The 23,258-nt window shown below is 32.7% G+C and carries 18 protein-coding genes and 1 tRNA gene; 5 read left to right on the forward strand and 14 right to left on the reverse strand.

The window, feature by feature from the left end:
• Window positions 1-15: 15 nt before the first annotated feature.
• The 4 genes from MTX13_RS09670 to MTX13_RS09685 form a co-directional block, all read right to left on the reverse strand.
• Window positions 16-777: a LytR/AlgR family response regulator transcription factor gene (locus MTX13_RS09670; protein ID WP_250434434.1), complete on the reverse strand. Its 762-nt coding sequence runs from the start codon at window positions 775-777 to the stop codon at window positions 16-18.
• A gap of 7 nt (window positions 778-784) precedes the next feature.
• On the reverse strand, window positions 785-2,569 hold the full coding sequence (locus MTX13_RS09675; RefSeq protein ID WP_250434435.1) for a sensor histidine kinase: 1,785 nt from the start codon (window positions 2,567-2,569) through the stop codon (window positions 785-787).
• 48 nt (window positions 2,570-2,617) lie between these two features.
• Complete coding sequence (locus MTX13_RS09680; protein ID WP_250434436.1) at window positions 2,618-3,820, reverse strand: histidine kinase; 1,203 nt, start codon at window positions 3,818-3,820, stop codon at window positions 2,618-2,620.
• 131 nt (window positions 3,821-3,951) lie between these two features.
• Window positions 3,952-4,947, reverse strand: coding sequence for a hypothetical protein (locus tag MTX13_RS09685; RefSeq protein ID WP_250434437.1), 996 nt, complete (start codon window positions 4,945-4,947; stop codon window positions 3,952-3,954).
• A 272-nt stretch (window positions 4,948-5,219) separates the two neighbouring features.
• On the opposite strand from MTX13_RS09685, the gene MTX13_RS14435 reads away from it, so the two are divergent.
• The 3 genes from MTX13_RS14435 to MTX13_RS09700 all read left to right on the forward strand — a co-directional run bounded on the left by MTX13_RS14435 (window position 5,220) and on the right by MTX13_RS09700 (window position 7,647).
• Window positions 5,220-5,684, forward strand: a complete 465-nt coding sequence (locus MTX13_RS14435; protein ID WP_250434438.1) for a T9SS type A sorting domain-containing protein — start codon at window positions 5,220-5,222, stop codon at window positions 5,682-5,684.
• A 3-nt stretch (window positions 5,685-5,687) separates the two neighbouring features.
• Window positions 5,688-7,541: a tail fiber domain-containing protein gene (locus tag MTX13_RS09695; protein ID WP_250434440.1), complete on the forward strand. Its 1,854-nt coding sequence runs from the start codon at window positions 5,688-5,690 to the stop codon at window positions 7,539-7,541.
• Between the two features lie 31 nt (window positions 7,542-7,572).
• Window positions 7,573-7,647: transfer RNA gene (locus tag MTX13_RS09700), tRNA-Pro, on the forward strand.
• A 169-nt stretch (window positions 7,648-7,816) separates the two neighbouring features.
• On the opposite strand, the gene purL is transcribed toward MTX13_RS09700, so the two are convergent.
• The 3 genes from purL to MTX13_RS09715 all read right to left on the reverse strand — a co-directional run bounded on the left by purL (window position 7,817) and on the right by MTX13_RS09715 (window position 14,721).
• The gene (gene purL, locus MTX13_RS09705) at window positions 7,817-11,479 is read right to left on the reverse strand and encodes a phosphoribosylformylglycinamidine synthase (protein ID WP_250434442.1); all 3,663 of its coding nucleotides are present in this window, start codon (window positions 11,477-11,479) and stop codon (window positions 7,817-7,819) included.
• Between the two features lie 145 nt (window positions 11,480-11,624).
• Complete coding sequence (locus MTX13_RS09710; RefSeq protein ID WP_250434444.1) at window positions 11,625-13,508, reverse strand: endonuclease; 1,884 nt, start codon at window positions 13,506-13,508, stop codon at window positions 11,625-11,627.
• Window position 13,509: 1 nt separating this feature from the next.
• Entirely contained in the window at window positions 13,510-14,721 is a 1,212-nt protein-coding gene (locus tag MTX13_RS09715) for an RsmB/NOP family class I SAM-dependent RNA methyltransferase (RefSeq protein WP_250434446.1), read from the reverse strand.
• A 64-nt stretch (window positions 14,722-14,785) separates the two neighbouring features.
• Here MTX13_RS09715 and MTX13_RS09720 point away from each other — a divergent pair, with 64 nt between their 5' ends.
• The gene (locus tag MTX13_RS09720) at window positions 14,786-15,826 is read left to right on the forward strand and encodes a WD40/YVTN/BNR-like repeat-containing protein (protein WP_250434448.1); all 1,041 of its coding nucleotides are present in this window, start codon (window positions 14,786-14,788) and stop codon (window positions 15,824-15,826) included.
• Between the two features lie 31 nt (window positions 15,827-15,857).
• On the opposite strand, the gene MTX13_RS09725 is transcribed toward MTX13_RS09720, so the two are convergent.
• From MTX13_RS09725 to MTX13_RS09755, 7 genes are all read right to left on the reverse strand, one after another.
• Window positions 15,858-16,310, reverse strand: a complete 453-nt coding sequence (locus MTX13_RS09725) for a sensor of ECF-type sigma factor (protein WP_250434449.1) — start codon at window positions 16,308-16,310, stop codon at window positions 15,858-15,860.
• 12 nt (window positions 16,311-16,322) lie between these two features.
• Complete coding sequence (locus MTX13_RS09730; protein WP_250434451.1) at window positions 16,323-16,817, reverse strand: hypothetical protein; 495 nt, start codon at window positions 16,815-16,817, stop codon at window positions 16,323-16,325.
• Between the two features lie 36 nt (window positions 16,818-16,853).
• Entirely contained in the window at window positions 16,854-17,399 is a 546-nt protein-coding gene (locus MTX13_RS09735) for an RNA polymerase sigma factor (RefSeq protein ID WP_250434452.1), read from the reverse strand.
• 282 nt (window positions 17,400-17,681) lie between these two features.
• Window positions 17,682-19,511 (reverse strand): ABC transporter ATP-binding protein, encoded by a 1,830-nt coding sequence (locus MTX13_RS09740; protein WP_250434453.1) that lies wholly within the window; start codon window positions 19,509-19,511, stop codon window positions 17,682-17,684.
• Window positions 19,512-21,242 (reverse strand): phospho-sugar mutase, encoded by a 1,731-nt coding sequence (locus tag MTX13_RS09745; protein ID WP_250434454.1) that lies wholly within the window; start codon window positions 21,240-21,242, stop codon window positions 19,512-19,514.
• A 78-nt stretch (window positions 21,243-21,320) separates the two neighbouring features.
• Complete coding sequence (locus MTX13_RS09750) at window positions 21,321-22,268, reverse strand: glycosyltransferase family 2 protein (protein ID WP_250434455.1); 948 nt, start codon at window positions 22,266-22,268, stop codon at window positions 21,321-21,323.
• A 40-nt stretch (window positions 22,269-22,308) separates the two neighbouring features.
• Window positions 22,309-22,830, reverse strand: a complete 522-nt coding sequence (locus MTX13_RS09755) for a DUF4199 domain-containing protein (protein WP_250434456.1) — start codon at window positions 22,828-22,830, stop codon at window positions 22,309-22,311.
• 160 nt (window positions 22,831-22,990) lie between these two features.
• Between MTX13_RS09755 and MTX13_RS09760 the strand changes: the two genes are divergently transcribed.
• Window positions 22,991-23,242 carry a type B 50S ribosomal protein L31 gene (locus tag MTX13_RS09760; protein WP_223034978.1) on the forward strand — a complete coding sequence of 84 codons (252 nt, stop codon included), beginning with the start codon at window positions 22,991-22,993 and terminating at the stop codon, window positions 23,240-23,242.
• The last annotated feature ends 16 nt before the right edge of the window (window positions 23,243-23,258 follow it).

The raw sequence follows: 23,258 nt of genomic DNA on the forward strand, positions 1-23,258 counted from the left end.
AGAATTCAAAATCTTTTATGTATCCATTAATGCAGACATGACTTTAATAAAATCTTCCTTTTTTGAACGTGAGATACTTACGGAATCGTTATTGTTCATGATTATATAACCGCCATCAGATTTAATATATTTTTTCACTTCCTTTAAGTTTATAAGAAAGCTGTTATGAACACGCATAAAATCTTGTTCGAGGAGCAAATTTTCATATTCTTTTAAATGCTTACTAACCAAAATGGTTTCTTTGTTTTTTAATATAAACTTGGTATAGGAACCTTCTGCCTTACAATAAAGAATGTTGCCTACTTCAATAAATTCAAAACCATCAGAGGTTGCTAAACAAATTTTATTTAAAGTAGGTTTCCTTTGTTTGAGATTCAGCATTAGTGTCTCTAATTGTTTTTTATATACGTCTTGGTTTTTCTTTTTTCTTGCTTTTTCAACGGCATTTTGTAGTTCTTCTAAATCTATAGGTTTTAATAAATAATCTAAAGAGCTAAATTTAACGGCCTTAATGGCATATTGGTCGAAAGCTGTAGTGAAAATAACATCGAATTGAATATTATTAAGTCGGTTAATAACATCAAATCCAGTTCCTGTTTGTAATTCAATATCTAAAAACACCACATCAGGTTTTAATTGTGCTATTGTTGAAACCGCTTCTTCAACTGATTCAGCTAATCCAACTATTTCAATATTTAAGCAAAACTCTTCTAACAGATTTTTTAATGATTCTCTGCTGTGTTTTTCATCTTCAACTATAACTGCTCTTAAATCCATGTTTTCTTTAATAGTTAATTTTTATAATAACTCTTGTTCCAACTGCTAAGTTATTGGCATCATATTTATCAATTACTTCAATATTGCAGTCTGATTGGTTATTGGTTTTTAAGCGTTCTTCAGTAACTTCTAACCCTCTAGATTTATTAGTATGCCGTTTGAATTTTTGAGCGGCCTTTCTTCCAATTCCATTGTCATCAATTATACATTCTAGATAAGTTTGTTTATCGTTAAATTTTATTACTAATAATTTGTCTTTTGATTTTTTGTTTAGCAAGCCGTGAATAATGGCATTTTCAATAAATGGTTGAATTATTAGCATGGGTATTTCAATAATATCTTGTTCTACTTCTGGAGCAACAATAATCTCGTATTTAAAAGAATTGTCAAAGCGTAATGCTTCTAATGCTAAATAATCATTTATCATTTTTATCTCATCTGAAAGTACAATTCTTGACTCCATAGAGCTTTCCAGTATATTTCTGGTGAGTCTGCTAAATTTTGATAAATATTTTAATGCTCCAGTTTTATTGTTGTCTGTTATAAAATGTTGTATAGAACTTAAAGCATTAAATATAAAATGTGGGTTTATTTGAGCCCGAAGCGCTTTGTTTTTGTTTCTAATGGCTTCTTCTTGATACCGCAATTTTTGCTTAAACTCTTCCTGAATTTTATACGCTAATCCAGATGCAAATATTAAAATCTCTAGAGTAGCACCAGCAATCATATACCTGGCATCGCTTAAAAACAAAAGTCCTAAAGCACCAGCCATATAAAAGAAAGAACCAATAACTACAAAGTAAGCTAGTTTATTGACACTTTTCCAGGTTAAATATATCATACCCACTAAACCAAAAACGGTCATAATAAGTTGCTCAAATCGTAATAGATATATATGGCCAATAAGGTAGTTGAAACCAAAGAAAAAAGCATCTAGAATAATTAAAAACACTAATAGATAAGCGATAGCTTTTAAAGCTACATGTAACCTTTTATAAGTTGTTTTAGTATTTAAATAATGCATAATGAATAATATATAACACAGGTTTATAGCCATTTGTGAGATTTGAAAAAAGGCATAACTCAATAAACCATAAGAACCAAAGAAAACCTCATGTAACTTAAATACCTCGGAGTTTAAATACAGTAACAAGAATAATACATACAACATGTAATATAAAAATTCTTGACGTTGAGAATACATATAAAAAGCTAAAGTTAAAAAGAACATGATGATGCAAATTCCGCTGAAAATATAGTATGGAGCAAGTCGTTTTATATTAGCGGTGGAATAATAATATCTAGTTAAATGTTCAACACGAGTGGATGCGAATCCAATTTTCCAATTTGAAATATTATTAATGTAGGCTGTACGCTTTAACTTTAAAATAAGGTATCGATTGTTGATTAAGTTTTCTGGTTTAAAAGGAATACCTGCACCATATAAAACAGATCTATCTTTTTCTGAAAATTCAAATCTTCCATATTTTTCTTCAGACAAACCATTTTTTGTTTGCTTATAAAGTGTTGCATGTTCAAACTTAGGCATTTTTAAAAACCACAATGTATCTTTAGAAATTGTAGTTAAATGCTTTTCAAAATCTATAAGCACCCAATAGGTGTAAGAAGGATGTGTCTTTTCTTGTTTTAAAAGCGTAGAATTGAATATTGATAAATCTGATAGAACATCAGATATAGACAATGTGTCTAGTTCTGTTTTATAAACGTCAAAATGTAAAGGTGTACTTTTTCTGTTAATTGAATTTTGAGCATAAATTAAGTTGCTTGTCAAAAAAAGAAAGCTAAAAAATAATGTAATAACAGAATATCTTTTTATCATTTAATTAATGATTGGTAAAGTAATTTTAATTGTATTTCCTACAATTTTATTCTTATTCTTTTTAAAAGTTATATGTTTTTTAATTCCATAGTTTTTACCCGTATTCAGTAACCGTATTTGATCCTGCCAATTCATGATTTTTTGACGATATTCCGGATTATATTTGGCTTCAGTAAGTTTAAGTGGATCGTGATTATAATTTATAAGAACAACTACCGATTTAGAAGAGATATTGAAATTAATCTCAATTTTTTGATTTTTATGCTCATTAAAAATAGAATGTTCTATTAAGTTTTCCATTAAGGTTTGAATAAGAAAACTAGGTATATTAACATCAAGATTGTCTTCTTTATTAGTTTTAATTTCAAAGTTAATTTTGTCACTGTACCTTAATTTTTGAAGTTTAAGATACCATTTTAGTAAATTAATTTCATCAAGAAGAGATACTGTTTCACTCTCAATATTTTTTAAATAGAAACGAATTAACTTACTAAATACAGATAAAAATTCCAGCGCGTCTTTTTTCTGATTTGAAGTAATAAAATATTGAATAGAGTTTAGGGCATTAAAGACAAAATGAGGGTTTAGTTGCGAATGCAGGACCTTTAGTTTTAAATCGATAAGTTGCTTTTGAATTTCTAAAGATTTTTTTTGTTCCTCTTGATATTTTTTTTGTGTTCTTAAACCTTTAAGCTTTATCGCCGTAATAGAAGACATGGTTAATAGCATATGCAAGTGATGTTCTGTAAAAAAGTTCTTTTCAGGATGTTCACAATCTATTATACCAATTACTTGGCCGTCTATAATTATAGGGACACAAACCTCAGACAATCTAAACTCGTCATCCATTCTGTACCTTTTATCTTTAGAAGTGTCATGAATTAACTCTGCATTGCCAGTTTGCGCTACGTGACCAACAATACCTGTTCCTAAAGGTCTATCAACAGGAGCATGAATTTCTAAATCTTTAGGGTTTTTTGGGCCATATGCTGCTTTTTGTAGCATAGTATCTCCAGTTTCATTAAGGAGGTATACTACACAATCTACAAAGCCCAATTTGGAAATACAGTTTTTAGCTAAATCCCAAAGTATGGCTTCTTCATCATTAATATCAAGCAAAGATTCAGAAAAATACATAAGTACATCTGAAAACTTGTTTACATCTGTTTCCGGATATAACTGTGAATTTTGCGTTATCTTCATTTTAGGTTTCATTGTCAATACAAAAGTTGCTTCGATATTAAAATTAGGTCATTAAATTACAATTAAAAAAATTGTTTTTAAAAATATAATAGCGCAGTGGGATTCAAATACTACTGCGCTATTTTAAAATTTTATCGTGCATAGAAAATATCTACATCAACAAAGAAAACGTTGCCTTGAACCTCTAAATCTTTAACATACATAAGTCCGGCATTTCCATCATAGGTCAAAAAACTGTAAATTTTACCAATGTTAACATCTTCAGCTTTTTCTTCATGAGAATTAAAGGATGCATCTTCAAATAAATTCATTATTTCAAATGAATCGTAAATGTTTAGTTCATAAAACTCATCAGCAGTCATCGAAATTTCTTTGAATTTTGTAATGCTTTTTTCTGTTAAATTATCTGTAAGTTGAGTTTCTATGGTTATGTTAGGTGATGAAAAATATAACCCAGAACCATCGTTCCAACTTAAAACCGCTGCCACATTTTTATCTAGTGTGCTAATATTCATGCCATTTATTGTTTCCTTTTTAAGTTCATAATAGTCAGCATAAACATAATATGGAAAATTATTGGCTGCGCTTGGAGGGTTATCTGTTCTCATTGCTAAATAAGAAAAGTGCATTGGCATTTTAGTTTCAGTTTTAGCAAATGATAAATTGTCAGCATTATTATTGATGTCTAATAACATAGCCTTAAACTCAATAACATCATTTACATCATCTTCACTTAATATATAATTTAAATGATAAGTAAATGTGTTGCTTCCTTCTACATAGTTGGGATGAGTAATGTCTATTGTTTCATATTCTGATGCGCTTCCGTTTACTACCTTTTCAATAACTAATGTATCAAAACCATCTGGTGCTGTTGCTTTTATAGTGTATTGTAAAGAGCCTGTAGTCGGGCTTCCAACAACGCCATAGTTAGTACTTGTTTGTCCATTAACCAATGTTAAGGTAGGTAGAACAGTTTGCTGTCCAGAGTTTTCTATAGGTTCGTCATCTTTACTACAACTTGTCAAGATAGTTGTTAAACCTAGCAGGATAAAGCTTAAAACAGCTAGGTATTTAATTGAATGTCTTTTGCTTTTTAATTCGTGATTTTTTTTAACTCGTGTCATGATTTTTTTTGTTTATTGATTTATGACGCAAACATACAGGCACTTCTTTCTATAAAAACTCCATAATTGATAATTGGTATTCTTCAATTGACAAATGGTTTTAATAGCGTTTACAACTATGTTTTTTTACAATTTTGGGTATAACTTGTTAACTATCAATTGAAAAATGTCATTCATCAATTAACAACAATTAGTAAGGTGATTAGATATTAGATTTGGTTTCAAATACAATTAATCAATTTATTATGAAATCAATTTTACTATTTATTTGTGTGCTACTATTTGCAACGCATAGTAATGCACAAGACATTTCAAAACAAGTCATAGGAGCTTCAGGAGAAACCCTAACAGGTACATCTTACGTTTTAGCATTCACTGTAGGTGAATCTATAGTGGGCGAAATTCAGAACAATGCGACTTTAAGCCAAGGATTCTGGTCTATACTTCTAAATGAAGGAACTTTAAGTGTAGATTATGAAGATGAGATAATGGAACATATTAAAATATATCCTAATCCTGTAAGTGATTATTTAAATATAAATGCTAGCAATAAGTTTAGCTCTAAAACAAATATAAGCCTTTATGATTTGAATGAGAAACTACTCATAGTAAAAGAAATTAATACTAATATGGATACAAGGTTAGATATGACTAAACTATCACATGGACTTTACTTTTTAACAATCAAGACTTTAGACAATAGATATAACAACACAATAAAAATTATAAAACAATAAATCATGAAAACTATTTTACCAATTTTAAAAATAATAATCTACGTACTTGGTTTACTATTTAGCATGGGGATTTACGCTCAAAAAGGAATTAATTATCAAGGTGTAGCACGAGATGCTCAAGGCGATTTAATGACAGAAGTTGAAATAACATTAGATTTTAATATTAATGAAGCAACACCAGATGGTACTACTGTATATGCAGAAAGCCATGTTACCAATACTGATGCAAATGGTGTGTTTTCTGTATTAATAGGAAACGGTTCTCCTACATTAAATCTTTTTGAAGATATTAATTGGGCATCACAACGCCATTTTTTGAATGTTTCATTACAAGGAGAAGAGGTAGGTACAACAGAATTTATGTCGGTTCCATATAGTAAAGCTATAGGAAACTGGCAAGCTCATGGTAATGGCGTTACTACTAAAGGAACTGGAGGTTCCATTTATATTGGAGATAATGCAGGAGAGCTAGATAATCTAGATGATAACCATAATATTGGAATAGGAGATAATACATTAGTAAACAATACCACAGGTGTTAGAAATATAGCCTTTGGTGAGGAAGCCTTATATTCTAATGAAACTGGCACCAATAATTTCGCTGCAGGTTACCAATCACTTCATACAAATACTCAAGGCTTGAGTAATGTCGCGATTGGTATATATTCACTTCATGAAAATAGAGATGGATTTGGTAATATTGGAATAGGAGGTTATACATTAAGGAATAATACAATAGGTAGAATAAATATCGCTATAGGAGATAGATCTGGCTATCATAATACTACAGGGGAAAAGAATATTGCTATAGGAGAAGAAGCTTTATTTTTTAATACTACAGGGTCATCAAATATCGCCATTGGAGCATTTGCATTAAAGGATAATGTTGCGTCAGATAATAATATTGGTATTGGAAGAAGAGCTCTTGAAAGTAATACGATGGGAGTAGATAATGTAGCTTTAGGTTATCTATCGTTGAGTTCTAATGAGGAAGGTGGCGCCAATACTGCTATTGGCTCTGGATCCATGAGATACAAGGTTTCAGGCGATTTTAATACGGTTTTGGGTCATACTGCATTAAGGAACAATGCTACAGGATTCAATAATGTGGCTATTGGTTCTGCTGCTGGATTTTTTAATCAAGGCAGTGATAATATATTCCTCGGTACTGCAGCAGGATTAGATGAAGAAGGAAGCAATAAATTGTATATTGAAAATTCTTCGAGTGCTACACCATTAATTTATGGAGAATTCGATAACGATATTATTGGATTCAACGCCAAAGTTGGTATCGGAACACAAAGCCCGAATATGCCTCTACATATAACAACCCACAATGACGTGAGTTTAGGATTAGGATCAGGAACATTAGTCATAGGCGAAGAATTGGGGCAAAATATAGCTATGGACCGAAATGAAATTCAAGCAAGAAATGCTGGTCTGGTTTCTGATCTTTATTTGCAAAATGAAGGTGGTAATGTAAGAATTGGTGGTGCAATTGTACAGGCTTCGGATAGACGACTAAAACGTGATATTGAAGATATATCATATGGTCTTAATGAGATTATCCAATTGCGTCCAACAGAGTATTTCTGGAAGGGTAGAGAACAAGAGTTTAAGTCATTAGGATTGATTGCCCAAGAAGTAGATAAAGTGATTAAAAATGTAGTGGATTATAGTAAAGAAGAAGATAAATACGGCGTAAACTATACCGAGTTAATTCCTGTGCTAATTAAGGCAATTCAGGAACAACAAATCATTATTGAAACACAGCAAAAGAGAAACAACAGACAGTCACAAGAACTATCTGATTTAAATTCTAGAATTGAAATTATTGAATCAAAACTATTACAATAAAAAAAGCATTTGTATTTTTGCGTCCTTAATTCGGGATGTGGCGCAGTCCGGTTAGCGTACACGGCTGGGGGCCGTGTGGTCGCAGGTTCAAATCCTGTCATCCCGACAAGCTAAAGCGGAAAGCTAATGTAGAAAGTTTACTTTTTTAAGTTAGCTTTTTCTTTAGAGACAATTAAAGCGTAGCTTTAATTTGCAATAGTAGTGACGTAAAAGGATTCTCCAAATCCTGTCATCCCGACAAAAAAAGGAGCTTAATTTTAAGCTCCTTTTTTTTGTTATCTATTCTCAATCCATTTTCTAGCATTAACAAAGGCTTCCAACCATGGAGACACTTCGTCATTTCTTCCATTAGGGTAGTTAGCCCAATTCCATTGGAATGTTGAACGCTCAATATGTGGCATAGTTACCAAATGCCTTCCAGTATTATCACACATCATAGCTGTATTAAAATCGGAGCCATTTGGGTTGTGAGGATAACCTTCGTAACCATATTTGGCAACAATATGATACTTGTTTTCACTGTAAGGTAAACTGAATTTTCCTTCACCATGTGAAATCCAAACCCCTAAGGTACTTCCTGCTAATGATGATAACATCACCGAATTGTTTTCTTGAACTTTTACCGAAGTAAATGAACTTTCGTGCTTATGCGAATCGTTATGAATCATTTTTCCATGTTCCTCATGGTCTGGATTAATAAGGTCTAACTCCATCCACAATTGACAACCATTACAAATACCAATAGACAAGGTATCTTCTCTTTTAAAGAAGTTTTTAATTACTTCATTTGCTTTGTCATTGTATTTAATGGCACCTGCCCAACCTTTTGCAGAACCCAAAACATCAGAGTTTGAGAAACCACCAACAGCACCTAAAAACTGAATGCCTTCTAACGTTTCTCGGCCTGAAATTAAATCGGTCATGTGGACGTCTTTTACATCAAAACCAGCCAGATACATTGCGTTTGCCATTTCGCGTTCAGAATTACTGCCTTTTTCTCGTAGAATAGCTGCTTTAGGTCTTGGTTTACTGTTATCTAATTCGGGAAGCTTTCCTGTAAAATGCTTTGGAAATTCAAACTGTAACAGTTGGTTTTTATAATTATCAAAACGGTCTTTTGCCAAACCATTAGCTGTTTGTTTTTGGTCAAGCAAGAAAGACGTTTTATACCACATATCACGTAATCGTGAAATGGTCATGGTAAATACATCGGTGTCATTAATAATACTCAATACATCAGCATCTGTAACTTTTCCGATGTTAAAAAATTCTATATGAGCTTCAGATAAAACAGTCTCAATTGATGCATCTTTAGCTTGAATTACTATACCAGCATTTTCAGCAAATAAGACTTTAAACGAATCTTTTTCGGCTAAAGCTGTGATATCTAATTCAGCCCCCAAATTATTATCTGCAAAACACATTTCTAGCAATGTTGTTATTAAACCGCCAGAAGCAACATCATGTCCCGCAACAATTTGTTCTTCAGTTATTAATTGTTGAATAGTGTTAAAAACTGTTTTTACATAATCGGCACTTTGCACATTAGGTGTTGTATTACCTATTTTGTTTAATATTTGAGCAAATGAACTACCACCAAGCTTAAAGGCGTCTTGTGATAAGTTTATATAATAAATATCACCAGCATTTTTTTGCAATACAGGCTCTACTACTTGATTAATATTATTGCAATTTGCTGCAGCAGATATAATAACTGTTCCAGGTGCAATGACATCTTCATTCGGATATTTTTGTTTCATGGAAAGTGAGTCCTTTCCGGTAGGGACATTGATACCTAAATCGATGGCGTATTCAGATACGGCTTGAACAGCTTCGTATAATCTGGAATCTTCGCCTTCGTTTTTACAAGGCCACATCCAATTTGCTGATAGTGAAACACTTTTCAAGCCATCTTTTAAAGGCGCCCAAATGATGTTGGTTAATGCTTCGGTTATTGCATTTCTACTACCAGCTTTCGGGTCAATTAATCCAGAAATAGGCGCATGGCCAAGACTGGTTGCAATACCCTCTTTGCCCTTAAAATCTAAAGCCATTACGGCAACATTGTTTAATGGTAATTGTAATAGTCCTGCACATTGTTGTTTGGCTACTTTTCCACCAACGCATCTATCTACTTTATTGGTTAACCAATCTTTACAAGCTACAGCTTCAAGCTGTAATAATTGATCTAAATAATCATAAAATTTGGTTTTATCGTAAGCAGTATCTGAATAATTTCTTTGTACAGTTTTATCATGCATGAATGTTTTTGGAGAGCTACCAAACATATCATCCATACCTAAATCCATAGGCTTTTCGCCAGTTGTTTTAGATTCAAAAGTAAAGCGATGGGTCCCAGTTACATCACCAACAGTATATATTGGAGAACGCTCACGTTCTGCAATTTTTTGAAGCGTTTCAATATGTTTTTGGGCAATAACCAATCCCATACGTTCTTGGGATTCGTTACCTATAATTTCTTTGGCAGACAATGTTGGATCACCAACAGGTAATTTGTCTAAATCGATATGGCCACCAGTCTCTTCAACTAATTCACTTAAACAGTTTAAGTGACCACCTGCACCATGGTCGTGAATGGATACAATATGGTTTTCGTCACTTTCTACCATTCCGCGAACAGCATTTGCTGCACGTTTTTGCATTTCTGGATTAGAGCGTTGCACAGCATTTAATTCTATTCCAGAAGAAAACTCACCAGTATCGGCAGAAGAAACCGCTGCACCACCCATACCAATACGATAATTTTCACCACCAAGAATGACGACTTTGTCACCAACTTTAGGTGTGTCTTTTAAAGCTTGACTGGCTTTACCATAACCAATTCCACCAGCTTGCATAATAACTTTGTCAAAACCAAGTTTTCTAGCATCTTCTTCATGTTCGAATGTCAAAACCGAACCACAAATTAAGGGTTGACCGAATTTATTACCAAAATCTGAAGCACCATTACTGGCTTTAATAAGAATATCCATGGGTGTTTGATACAACCAAGGACGTTCTGCCATAGCTTGCTCCCAAGGCCTGTTTTCTTCCAGCCTTGAATACGATGTCATATACACAGCTGTTCCTGCAAGCGGAATAGAACCTTTTCCACCTGCTAAACGGTCTCGAATTTCGCCACCAGAACCTGTTGCAGCACCATTAAAAGGTTCAACGGTTGTTGGGAAATTATGGGTTTCGGCTTTAAGTGAAATTACAGATTCAAAATCTTCGGTTTGGTAATAATCAGGAATATCTGCACGTTTTGGCGCAAATTGTTCAACTTTTGGACCTTTTATAAAGGCTACATTATCTTTATATGCCGATACAATATCGTTTGGATTTTTATTCGACGTTTCACGAATCATTTTGAATAATGAAACAGGTTTTTCTTCACCATCAATAACAAAAGTGCCGTTAAAGATTTTATGACGACAATGTTCGCTATTAACTTGAGAAAAACCGAAGACTTCAGAATCGGTTAAGGGTCTTCCTATTTTTTTTGAAACACCTTCTAAGTACGTTATTTCTTCATCGCTTAAAGCCAAGCCTTCTTGTTGATTGTAAGCAGAAATATCGTCGATATTAATAATTGGTTCTGGCTTAATATTTATAGTAAAAGACTCTTGGTTTAACCCATTGAACTTCTCTGAAATCATGGGGTCATAATCTTTGAAGCCTTTACTGCATGATTCAAATTCTTCAATTCTAATAATGCCTTCAATCCCCATGTTTTGGGTAATTTCAACAGCGTTGGTACTCCAAGGCGTAATCATGGCGGCTCTTGGACCAACAAAAAAAGCATCGATTGATGCTTGTTCTATTTTGGGTTGGTTGCCAAATAACCACACTAATTTTGTAATATTTTCAGTTGATAATTCTTTTGTTGCTTGAACAGCAAATACTTTACTGTTTTGGTTTCCGAAGAAGTGAATCATTATGTTTTAGTTTGTGTGTTGTATTAAAGATGCAAATTTACTTCTTTTTGATGTATTTTCTTCTATTACTTGATTCGAAAATGTTGAGTTATTCACGTGTTTATTAACCAAAAAAAAGTCCCGAAAAATTTCGAGACTTTATAATTTAATTTTTTATCAGTTTTTTGCTTATTGATTTATTACCTTGAATAATCTTTACGACATAAACACCATTTTTTAACTTAGAAGTGTTTATTGTTCCTGAACGCATTAGTGTTTCGTTTAAAACTTGCTTGCCAAGAATATTATAAATCGATATACCTGTTTTTTCAGGATTTTTTAGGTTGATATTTAGTATGTCTTTAACCGGATTAGGATAAATTTTGATTTCATTTAAACTATATTCTATTGTGCTTAAAGTTTGCGTGTGATTACCTAAATCTGTACAATTATCTTGAGGAAACGAATTCCATTCATTAATATCAAAGGTTGTAACAGGTTCGGTTATTTCCGGCTTTCTAACTAAAGTCACATCTTTTGCATAATCAGCGCTGCTGTTAAAATCACCTAAAATATCTATTAAAACATCGTTTTTAAAAAGCCCAATGGCATCATTTCCGTTAAATGAAGTAATAGCGTTATTTAAATCATCATATTCAGAGGTGCAAACTCCTGCGCTTCCATTGGCAATAACATATACGTCTTGATTTATAATTTCAGCATTGGCAGGAAACGAATATGGTGAACCCCAAGAAGCATTGCCGTTTGCACTTAATTTTAAAGTGTATATAGATAAATCAGTTATATCGGCTCCAGTAAAATTTGCTATTTCCAAGACTTTGTTATTCCCACTACCTTCAATATACTCTGAAAAGAATAAATCGACTCCGCCTCCAGATGAGCCGTTATTTGTAGTTGTTTCACAATCTTGATTACTAAAGCCAGATTCATTTCCTGTAGCGTCTTTGGCTTTAATGGTAAAGCAATAATTTGTGTCAGGTGTCAAACCAGTAACTGTGAATGAAGTTGTATTCGTATTAAATGTGTTATTACCATCAACATAAATATCGTATGAAGCCACCGCAACATTATCTGTTGACGCTGTCCAGTTTAAATCAATTGTATTGTCCGTAGGGTTTGATGCCACTAAATTTGTAGGATCTGTTGGCGCTTCGGTATCAGGTGTTGTATCCCAAATTAAAGCTACCCATTCTGGATGGTCAACAAATGGATTTCTGTTACTTTGGTGGTTGTAATAAATATTATTGTTTCTATCTATTTCTTTTTGTGAGACAGGATCGTTTTCATGCCAGGTGATTAAAATATTCAGAAACGGATCTGACAACACCTTGTCCGAACTACCATCAAACATATCATAAGCAGACCAGGCGCTAATTTGATCTTCATAACGTGTTGCAAAATAAAAATATATCCTTGCGATATCACCTTTAAACTCATCTATAGGCTCAAAAACTGTGCTTGTATATCCTGCAGAGTAGCCACTATTTAGATTTCCACCTAGTTTAGAACCGTTTAATGTTGGGTTAGAAATTCCACTTTGATTAATCAAATCATTATCATCAACTCGACCAAAAGGGTAATTGCTTCTAAAGCCATTTACACGACCATCAGTAGGCATTAGTATGTGGGCATCACTACGCATTGGTGTAGCCGAACTGAAAACCGATTGTGGGATAATATGTTCTTTATTATAACAATCGCCTTCACCAGAATAATTACCACACTCATCTGTGGTAGGTGAAAAATTATAAGGATCGTTAGGCGTATTATTACCACCATTAGGTATTTCAGAATAAATATCTAGAATAGTGTTACTACCATTGGAATCGTAATAATAATCGCGCTCGTAAGTGGAAATAAAGCCATCCATGGCATCGTATCCTTGATCGTTATGAGCATCAATAATATTATGTAGTTGTGTTTTTAAAGTATAGCCTGTACCTGTTGCAGAATCATAATATCCTGAGGGTATTTGTGCAAAAACAGTTGAGGTTAATACTAAAAATAGGGCTGTGTAAAATTGTTTCATATTATTTTTTTTCCATTAAAGCCATGTAAAATCCATCGTATCCAGATTCGTGGGCCAATACTTTTTTGTCTTCTACAAATTTAAAATCTTTTCCTAAATCAGATTTTAAAAATGCTTCTACTTGATTTTGGTTTTCAGATGGTAAAATAGAACAGGTCGCATAAACCAATTGTCCTCCAGATTTTACCATACGTGAATACTGCTGTAATATATCTTGTTGTTTGTTTTTAATTTTTTCAATAAAAGATGCTTCTAACTTCCATTTGGCATCTGGATTTCGACGTAATACGCCTAATCCTGAACAAGGCGCATCAATCAATACACGATCAGCTTTATCATAAAGTTTTTTTATGACTTTGGTAGAGTCTATTGCACGTGTTTCAATATTATGAGCACCATTTCGTTTTGCTCTGCGCTTTAATTCATGGAGCTTATTGGCGTAAATATCCAAGGCAATAACCTGCCCTTTGTTTTCCATTAAAGCTGCTAAATGTAGTGCTTTGCCACCTGCTCCAGCACAAGCATCAACAACACGCATACCTGGTTTTACATTTAAAAAGTCTGCAACCAATTGTGATGAGGCATCTTGAACTTCAAAAAGGCCATCTTTAAAAGCTTCAGTTTGGAAAACATTAGCTCGTTCTTTTAATTTTAAAGCATTTGGGTAACCTTTTATAAACTCGGTTTCGATATCTAGATCGAATAAAGTGGCCTGAAGTTTTTCTTTTGTTGTTTTTAAGGTGTTTACCCTTAAAATTACATCAGCTTGTTGGTTAAGCGCATGAATTTCTTTTGTCCATTTTTCTTCACCCAATTCGTTTATTCCAAGTTCATCTATCCAATCTGGAATAGACTCACTATATTTTCTGGTTTTTGATAATTCGTCAAAACGACCTTTGATTTTTCTGGTAGGTGTACCTTCAAAATATTTCCAATCAGGCAACTTAATACCTTTTAAGGTTGCCCAAACCGCAAACATACGCCATAGGTTATCACGGTCAAAAGGTTCTTTTACTTCAGCAATTTCGGCATATAAACGTTTCCACCTCACAATGTCGTAAGTTGTTTCTGCAACAAAAGCACGATCACGACTTCCCCAACGTTTATCACGTTTAAGGAGTTGTTGGATAACCTTATCAGCATACTCGCCCTCGTTGAAGATTTTCATTAATCCATCAATGGTGGCAAAACATAAATTTCTGTGTAAACGCATTCTATTTTATTAGGCGTGCAAAGGTACGTTTTAATTACGTATTTTTATCCTAAATATTTTATAAATGAGGAAATTATTACTATTTGTAGTGGCTGTGTCTTGCCTGTCTTGCCAGACTGAAAAAGAGATTCAAAAAAGAAAATTAACAGATATTGAGTTTAAATCCATATTGGAAGATTCTACGTTAAGCGTTCGTGCCATAGAGATTTTAGATCAAGAGAGTCTGGCTTTTGCAGCCAATAACAATACCTATGGATTATATAATAGTGAAGCCGATAAATGGTTGATTTCTAAAATTGAACACGATTCTTTGGATATTGAGTTTAGGGCCATAGCAAACAATACAATAGATTTTTTTATGATAAGTGTTGGAAATCCAGCTCTATTGTATAGAACTGGCGATACCGGTGAAATGGAGTTAGTTTACAAAGAAGAACATGACAATGTGTTTTATGATTCCATGAAATTCTGGAATGATCAAGAAGGTATTGCCATTGGTGATACAACAGATGATTGTTTGAGTATTATTATTACTAGAGATGGTGGGTTTACTTGGCAAAAATTATCATGTAGCAAATTGCCAAAAGGTATAAAAGGAGAAGGTGCTTTTGCAGCTAGTAATACCAATATTGATATTGTTGGAGATGAGACATGGGTTGCAACAACCACAGGTAGAGTTTATTATTCGCCAGATAAAGGGTTTAATTGGGAAGTAATTGAAACACCAATCATTAAAGCCAAAGAAACAGAAGGTATTTATTCAATGGATTTTTACGATAACTTAAAGGGTTTTGCTATTGGAGGTGATTATACTAAACCGGCTGATAGTTCTGCAAATAAAATTAGAACACTAAATGGTGGAAAAACCTGGCAATTAGTAGCCGAGAATCAAAGTCCTGGTTACAGAAGTTGTATACAATATATTCCTAATGGAATAGGGAATGAGCTAATAGCGATAGGGTTTAAGGGTATAGATTACTCAAATGATAATGGTGAAACTTGGAACCATTTAAGCGATGAAGGTTACTATACTATTAGATTTTTAAATGATAGTATAGCATATGCTGCTGGCTCCAAGCGGATTTCAAAATTGAAGTTCAAATAAAAAAAAAAGAGAAGCATTTGCTTCTCTTTTTTTATGGTTTATCTCCTCCTTTTTGATGACGACGTTTTTTGTATTCTTCAAACATTTTACGTTTAAAGTCGTCTTCTACTTTTTTAAGGAGGACTATCTTTTTCGATGATATTACTTTTTGTAAATCTGAAATATAATCGTTGTATAAATTATTTCGTTGGGTATTTGAATTTTTGAACTTTTGCAACAAACTATTAGCTTGATCTTCAGTCATACTTTCAATATCAATGGATTTACGATCCTTGTACATTTCTTCACGCATTTTATTCATGCGTTCTTCAAAATCATTATAAATAGGCCAGAATTTTTCGGCTTCTGTTTTTGATAAGTTTAATTTCTCTGTTATATAAGCTGTCTTTAAAGCTTTGATTTTTTCGTTTCTGTCCATCCTATCTTGAGAAAATGAAATGGCAGTAAACATTAAACAGATAAATAAAATTAGGGTATTTTTCATTATGTTGCTATTTTATTCAAGATCAAAATCTAAATCTTCTAACTCTGTATTGTTATAAAGATAGTCTTCAAGATTAACATCGCTTAAAGTTTCTTCTAGAATACTGTTTTCAAAAGTACTTGTATTGGTAATTAAATGGCTTAATTCTACAGATTCAAAATCTGAAGTTAATAAATAATTTTCTAACGTTTCACTATCAAGAGAAGCAAAGTTGATATTGTTTTTTGAGGTTGGAATAATTAATAACATCAAAAATACAGCAGCTATGCTTGCTACGTAAAGGATTGTTTTTTTGTTGAATAATGGAATGACTTTAGTTTCTGATTCAATAGGTGTTACATTAACTTTAAAGGCATTTAAATATCCTTCGGGTGCTTTAAACCCAGAATTAGAAACATTTTCTTTTAATTGTAATTCTAAAAGAAGATTGTCTTCAAACTGATTGAAATAATCGTCAGGAGTTTTAAAACCTGATGCTTTAACGTTATGTAATTTGTTTTTTGTCATGGTCTAATTATTAAGACTCTAAAATTTAATAAAGGTTTAATCATCCTCGGTTAAATAAGCTTCAATTTTTTTAACAGCTATATGGTATGAAGCTTTTAGGGCACCTTCGCTAGTTTCTAATATTTCGGACATATCTTTGTATTTTAAGTCTTGAAAATACTTCATATTGAATACTAATTGCTGTTTTTCTGGCAATGTGGCAATGGCCTCTTGTAATTTTAACTGAATATCATTGCCTTCAAAGTAAACATCAGACTTTAGGTTTTGAATATTGTTTTGTTGTAAATCTTCATTTGAAATTTTCATTTCTCTCGCACGTTTATTAATAAAGGTTATGGCTTCATTTGTCGCAATCCGATATAGCCACGAGTATAGCTTGCTATCCCCTTTAAAGCCTTCAATATTTTTATAAACTTTAATAAATGTGTTTTGGAGTACATCGTCAGCATCGTCATGCGATTTTACAATGTGACGAATGTGCCAATATAATCGTTCTTTGTAAAGCGATACAAGTTCGTTGAACGCAACATGTTTGTTGCGTTCGGTTTTAAGATTTTCTAATAAAACAGCTTCTTGACTCACAAAGATATTTTATAGTTAGACCTTTTAAATGTACTAAAGTTTAATGTCTTTTATCTTGTTTTTTTAATGAATTGATAAACAAGGTGTTAAAAACACAAAAATCGATTAAAAGCATAAAAACACGATAAAATGCATTTTTTTCTTGGTCTTTTCATTTTTTTAGTATATGTTTACAACTCCTAACCAACTTATGTTTGTTAGTCGTCCCCAAGTCTAACAAGAACCAAAAAAGAGCAAAATGTATTTTTTGCTCTTTTTTAATTTGAATATTGTGTTGAAGTTTTAATCGAAACTCTGCATTTCTACTAATCTTTTATACATACCGTTTTTTGCCAACAGGTCTGAATGTGTACCCTGTTCAACGATTTCGCCATGTTGCATAACTATTATTTCGTCTGCGTTTTGAATAGTAGATAGCCTATGGGCAATAACAACAGATGTTCTATTTTTCATCATATTTTCTAATGCTAACTGAACAAGTCGCTCACTTTCAGTATCTAGAGCAGAAGTTGCTTCATCCAAAATCATTATAGGAGGGTTTTTAAGTACGGCTCTAGCAATGCTTAAACGTTGCTTTTGACCTCCAGAAAAATTATTTCCAGCATCACCTACATTAGTATCGATTCCTTCGGGCAACTTTTGAACAAATTCCCAAGCATTGGCAATTTTTAAAGCATCGATAATTTCTTCATCTGTGGCATCGGGTTTACCAATTAAAATGTTATTCTTTATAGAATCATTAAATAAAATAGAGTCTTGGGTAACTAAACCCATATGTTGGCGTAATGATTTTTTAGTAACATTTTTAATGTCTATACCATCTATTTTGATACTTCCTGTGTTAACATCGTAAAAACGCGTTACCAAATTGGCAATGGTACTTTTCCCGCTTCCAGATTGGCCAACAAGCGCAACAGTTTTTCCTTTTGGCACTTGAATTGAAAAGTTTTTAAGAACGAATTCGTCTTCATATTTAAATGAAATATTTTCAACAGAGATTCTATCTTTAAAATCGCCAAGTTCCTTTGCATTAGGGAGATCAGGCATGCTATTTTCTTCATGTAAAATTTCAAAAACACGATCGGCTGCTGCCATACCGTTTTTTACTTTATACGATGCTTTACTTATTGCTTTTGCTGGTGTTAGAATAGCATAAGCAAGTCCCATAAAAGCAATAAAAGTTGTACCTTCAATTACCTTATCTATTAATACCAATTTACCACCATACCATAACAAAACAGCAATGGTTGCAATACCTAAAACTTCACTTACTGGTCCGGCAAGATTGTTTTTTAAGCCAATTTTGTTTGAAAGGTTTAAAATTTTATCTGCTGAATTTGTAAACTTGTTTGTAAAGATGGATTCAGCATTATAACTCTTCACAATTTTCAGTCCTGTTAACGATTCTTCTACAATGGAAATTAACTTCCCTGATTCTTGTTGTGCGCGTAATGATTTACTCTTGAGGCTTTTTCCAATTCTTGAAATCATAAAACCTGCTATTGGAATAAAGCATAATACAAACAACGATAATTCCCAGCTAATTGTAAACATGAGAATTAATGAAAAGATGATAGTTAAAGGTTCTCTAACTATAAGTTCTAGAATGATAAAGAATGAATTTTGCATTTCATTAATATCACCAAGAATTCTGGCCATAACATCACCTTTTTGCCTTTTGGAGTAAAAACCTAAAGGAAGTTGAATTATTTTGTTGTACATGTCTTTTCTTAAAGCGGTTAAAACACCATTCTTTAGAAACATAACATGCTGCATGGCTAAATACCCAAATAAGTTTTTTAGAATAAAGGTTGAAATTACTATGGCTATAACAATAACTAAAGCCATTTGTGCATTTCCATCTTCTAAATACCCACTAACTTTATAATTGAGTAAATTTTCGCCATAATCTTTAATGTCTCCAATACCTGTCCAAACAGGCGCTTTTCTTACTATTGTTGTTTTGTCAAACAAAACATTTAGCATAGGTATTAAAGACACAAATGCTAAAGAACTGAATAAGGCATATAGTAAATTGAATAAGACATTTAAAATGACATGCGATTTAAATTTCTTAATAAAAGGTAATAACTGATGAATTATTTTTTTCATTTAGTTAAGTTGCAAATCCTTTACAATAGCATCAATTCTTGACTCTAACGTCTTGTTGGTAGATTCAAATTCTGCTTTAGAATTTAATTCTTGACTGACACTAATATAGAATTTAATTTTTGGTTCCGTTCCGCTAGGTCTTAAGGCAATCTTACTGCCATCTTCTGTGTAATAGATTAGCACATTGGATTTTGGAATATGAATATCTTGCGTATCTCCTGTGAGCATATTTTTTGCTTGCGATAGCTGATAATCTTCAATCCTTACAACTTTTGATCCGTTTACTTGTGTTAATGGTTTGTTGCGTGCATCAATCATCATTTTCTTAATTTCGTTAGCGCCTTCTATTCCTTTTTTGGTAATGGATATCAAGCGTTCTTTATAAAAACCGTGTTTGGCATATAAATCAATTAAGGATTCATAAAACGAATATCCTTCAGCTTTTGCCTGTGCAGCAATTTCGCAAGCCAATAATGTAGATGTTACTGCATCCTTATCGCGTACAAAATCGCCTACCATAAAACCAAAACTTTCTTCGCCACCACCAATGAAATCAAGCTCTGGAAAATCTTTAATCATTTTGGCAATCCATTTAAAACCCGTTAGCCCAATTTTACATTCAACATTGTAAGCTTTAGCCAATTCTAGCATCATGGGAGTAGACACAATAGTCGAGCCAATAAATTCCTTGCCCTGTAATTTGTTGTTTTTCTGCCATTGTTTCAGTAAAAAAGCTGTCATAACAACCATGGTTTGATTTCCATTAAGCAGAATCATGTTATTGTCTAAATCACGAACAGCAATTCCAACACGGTCACTATCAGGATCTGTACCAATTACAATATCACCATTGACTTTTTCTGCCATATCTAAAGCCATTTTTAAGGCTTCTGGCTCTTCAGGGTTTGGCGACTTAACCGTTGGGAAATCACCATTTGGTTCGGCTTGTTCTTCAACAATGTAAACCGCATTATAACCTGCTTGTTTTAGGGTTTCAGGAATAGTGGTTATTGAGGTTCCATGCAATGAAGTAAATACAATATTTAAGTTGTCTTTGGCTGCTTGCGATGTATTAAAACTTCCATTTTCTATCGAAGATTTAATAAAAACCCGATCGATTTCTGAACCTATTGTGTTAATAATAGATTCGTTAGGATCAAATTTTATATCAGCATAGTTTAAACTATTTATTTCTGAAATAATTTCAGCATCTTGTGGTGGCACCAATTGCCCACCATCTTGCCAGTATACCTTATAACCGTTATATTCTGGAGGATTGTGAGATGCCGTTAATACTATGCCACAATGACAATTTAAGTGCTTTAATGCAAATGATAACTCTGGAGTAGGACGTAAATCTTCAAACAAGAACACTTCAATATTATTTGCAGAGAATACATTGGCAACAATCTTGGCTAATGATTTGCTGTTATGCCTGCAATCAAACGCAATGGCGACTTTTAGAGTTTCACTTGGGAATGATTGTTTAAGGTAATTGCTTAAGCCTTGCGTATTTTTCCCTAAAGTATATTTGTTTATTCTGTTGGTGCCAATTCCCATTACACCACGCATGCCACCAGTTCCAAACTCTAAATCTTTGTAAAAAGCTTCTTCAAGTTCTTTAGGATTTGTAGCAATTAGGTTTTTTATATAATCTTGAGTATCCTTATCAAAAGCTGGTGTTAACCAGGTGTTAACACGTTCTAATAATTTTGGTTCAATATGTATCATAGTATTGTTTATCGCGTACAAAAATACGTAATAGAATATAATGTGTTAATGAAATACGAGTTAATTTAAAATCAAGTATTACAAATTGATTTTTTCTTTTATCAAATAGCGTTTCTTATCCTGCTTAGTGCGAAGTATAATTTCACCAAGAAATCCAGCAACAAAAAACTGTGTTCCGATAATCATGGTGGTCAAGGCAATATAGAATTGTGGACGTTGGGTAATTAGTCGGCCAGTAGGATTAAAAAACACTTTGTCAATACCTAAATATAATGCAAAAGCAAAACCGATGGTCAACATAACCACTCCCAGAGCACCAAATAAATGCATAGGCCTTCTGCCAAAACGGGATAAAAACCAAATGGTAATTAAATCGAGAAACCCGTTAATAAATCGGTCCATTCCAAACTTGGTTTCTCCATATTTTCTGGCTTGGTGCTTAACTACTTTTTCTCCAATGTTGCTAAAGCCAGCATTTTTGGCCAGAACAGGAATATAGCGATGCATTTCGCCATTAACATCAATGTTTTTTGTCACATTAATATGGTAAGCCTTTAGACCGCAGTTAAAATCATTAAGTTTAACTCCTGAAGTTTTTCTGGCAGCCCAATTAAATAACTTGGAAGGCAAGTTTTTGGATAGTACAGAATCGTAACGTTTTTTCTTCCAACCAGAAACCATATCATAATTATCATTAATTATCATATCGTATAATTCTGGTATTTCTTCGGGATTGTCTTGTAAATCGGCATCCATAGTAATAATAACATCACCTTGAGCCTTTTCAAAACCGGCATGTAGCGCCTGCGATTTACCAAAGTTTTTTAAAAAGCGAATGCCTTTAACATGGTCGTTACTTTTTGATAGTTGATTTATTTTTTCCCAGGAGCCATCTGTACTGCCATCATCGATAAAAATTATTTCATAAGAAAAATGATTGGATTGCATAACATTTACAATCCAATCATGTAATTCTTGTAAAGACTCTTTTTCGTTAAGTAGTGGTATGACTACTGATATATTCATTGAAATGATTTCTAAATTAGAAAATCAAAAATATAAAATATTAATCTTGTGAGTTCGTTTTCATGACTAAACCTGCAATAGCAGACCAAATAAGTCCAAAAAAGGCACTTAAAGCAAGCCATAGCGCAGACCCTATAAATGGATTAGAAAACGTTTTGGCCATTTCCAAGCTTTTTTCTTTCATTTCTACAGGCATATTAGGGTCTTCTGCTATTTTTTCTTCAGCCATCTTCATCATTTCACCCATAAAATCAGGATCAATAATATAATTAAAAACCAAGCCATAAATAGCATATACCAAAGCGCTAATTACAGCAATTACCATTCCTGTCTTTAAAGCCTCACTAAATGAAAGGCTATTAGCATTTGTTTTTTTGAATTGTCCAATAGCATAAAAAATAATTACAGGGAAGATAATGTAATATAGGTATTGAGGCCATTCTTTGCCTTCAAGTAACATTCCTGTAACATACATAGCTATAGAAATTAAGATCATAATTGCCCCAAGAATCAAGCCGTAATTCATAGCAAATTTTCCAGGAGAGGGTTTTAGATTTTCCATTATTTTTGGTTTTAGTTAATTACAATGGGTTAGTAAACAAATATACCAAAACGTTACAGAAATTTGTAAATAATAAAAAAAACAAAAAAGTATTGCAATTTTAGTAAAATTGCTTAAATTTGCACCTCGAAAAAAAGTAAAGATTATAAAGCATTTAGCGATGAAAAAAGATATACATCCAGAAAATTATAGAGTAGTAGCATTTAAAGACATGTCTAACGACGATGTTTTTTTAACAAAATCTACTGCAAACACTAGTGAAACTATTGAAGTTGATGGTGTTGAATACCCATTGGTAAAAATGGAAATCTCTAGAACATCTCATCCATATTATACTGGTAAATCTAAATTGGTAGATACTGCTGGACGTATTGATAAGTTTAAAACAAAATACGCTAAATTTAAAAAATAAGTTTAGTTTAAAATAT

Source organism: Hanstruepera flava (assembly GCF_023634025.1).
Classification (GTDB): Bacteria; Bacteroidota; Bacteroidia; order Flavobacteriales; family Flavobacteriaceae; genus Hanstruepera; species Hanstruepera flava.